The organism is Algibacter sp., from assembly GCF_049667265.1.
In the GTDB taxonomy this organism is placed as follows: domain Bacteria; phylum Bacteroidota; class Bacteroidia; order Flavobacteriales; family Flavobacteriaceae; genus Algibacter_B.
In genome coordinates this window covers 1-1,797 of record NZ_JBATHX010000270.1, presented here as the reverse complement: position 1 = coordinate 1,797, position 1,797 = coordinate 1, and the positions used below count along the sequence as shown (strand labels likewise).

Sequence of the window (1,797 nt, the reverse complement as noted above, 5' to 3'; positions counted from 1 at the left end):
CCACAAGTTTCATCAAACCATTCACACATGGCCCAATATTTTGCAAGGTATTCAGAATCGGGTTTCTTTTTATATTTTTCATATAAACGTTGTGGCGGAGTGTGAGGTTTATGAGGCAAAAATGGCGCATACCATAAGAAGAACGGTTTTTCCTCTTTGAGTGCTAGATTTAAATAACTATTAATGGTATCGAGACCTTTTCTACCAATTTCTAATCCGTAATCACCATGCCTTCCACCTCGATTAGGGTCGCCATGTGTCATACCATAATCAAAACCACCAATTTTATAATTTCCATGCCACCATTTACCCGTTTGGAATGATAAATAGCCTTTGTCTTTTAACATATCTGGAAGTGTAGCTTGCTTTTCAAAAGCTGCAATAACTGGTTTATAGGCTTCTGCTCTTTCTTTTCCACGGATATTACCACGTTCGTAAACTTTATCGTTTCCTAATATACCATGATTTTTAGGGTACTGCCCTGTAATAATAGTAGCCAATGAAGGTGAACACAATGATGTTGGCACGTACCCTTTAGTAAACGTTAAACTTTCTGAAGCGAATTTGTCTAACCTAGGTGTTTCAATATTTTCATCTCCCATAAAACTGTAATCTGTCCAAGATTGGTCGTCCGATAGTATGAATACGATATTTGGTGGTTGTACTATTGACTCTGAATTTGTATCCGCTTCAGCTGATTCTTTTTTTGCTTTATTTCCGCAGGAAAAAAATAGACCTAGCATTACAACTACGAAACTGATATTTTTAAATTTTTTCATTTTTAATTATTTACGATTCTTTATTATTCTATTGATATTTTAAAGGTTTTATCATCACTCATTTCATTATTCCAATTGATAAAAAATGAGATTGAACCCGATTGATTTTCTTTAATATGATCTGGTTGTGCATCTGGACCAAATTCGGTTGGTTTTTTCCATTTAGACCCCACAGCAGGAATCGCATTAAAAAAATAAAAGCCTTCCTTTTTCGGATATTCCCAAGTTGCTCTTTGCGGATTGTATCCATTAACTGGGTTTAACACTCCTAAAACAACATTACTATTGTTTTGAAAACCAATAGACACATTATCATCCATATGAAAAATAGCCCATTTCCAAGGGGCAAAACAACCTTCAAATTCTGGTTGATTGTACACTTCTCCGGGTATATTTATAAGTTTATCAACCGAATGAACATCATAAATACCACCTTCTGTTCTATTTTTCCATATTCTTGTTGGGCCTTCTCCTAACCAACGTTTACTTTTTACTGCTTTGGTGTTTACTTGCATACCAATTCCTGAATATTCATAAAACCCTTCTTGTACAGCATATTTATAATCTAACCTTATTTCTCCTGAAACTTTAAGGGTCCATTTCAATTTTTCAAAACCATTTATATTGTTCGCTTCAATTATAAAACTGCTATCTTTTTCTGTTATTGAAGCTTTTGTTGATGAGGTTAACGGCATACTTGCTTTTACAGAATCTGTGCGCTTCATCGCTACAAAAGGAAAATTTATAATACTAGTTGGCTTTCCTTTAACTGCTACCGTTATTAACACGCCACTATATTCATCAAACAAAATTGTGGTTTCTCCCATATAAAATAAAAACGGATTCTCTTTATCTTGAGTAACACTATAATTTTCTGCGGTTTGAAAAAAGTTCGTTTCCTTATCGTGAATCAATCGTTTTTCATAAACCACAAGCCCTTTGTTATCAATTACTTCTATAACCAATCCGTCGAATTTAGGAGGATTTTGTGGTAAATCTATCCTTATCTGTCCTGTAC

2 protein-coding genes are annotated in these 1,797 nt (G+C 34.2%); both read right to left on the bottom strand.

Features of this window, described 5'->3' with window-relative positions:
* Positions 1 to 779: sulfatase-like hydrolase/transferase (locus WBN21_RS10135; RefSeq protein WP_424199913.1), on the bottom strand; the 779-nt coding region annotated here is incomplete at its 3' end.
* Between the two features lie 23 nt (positions 780 to 802).
* Positions 803 to 1,797: hypothetical protein (locus WBN21_RS10130; protein WP_424199911.1), on the bottom strand; the 995-nt coding region annotated here is incomplete at its 5' end.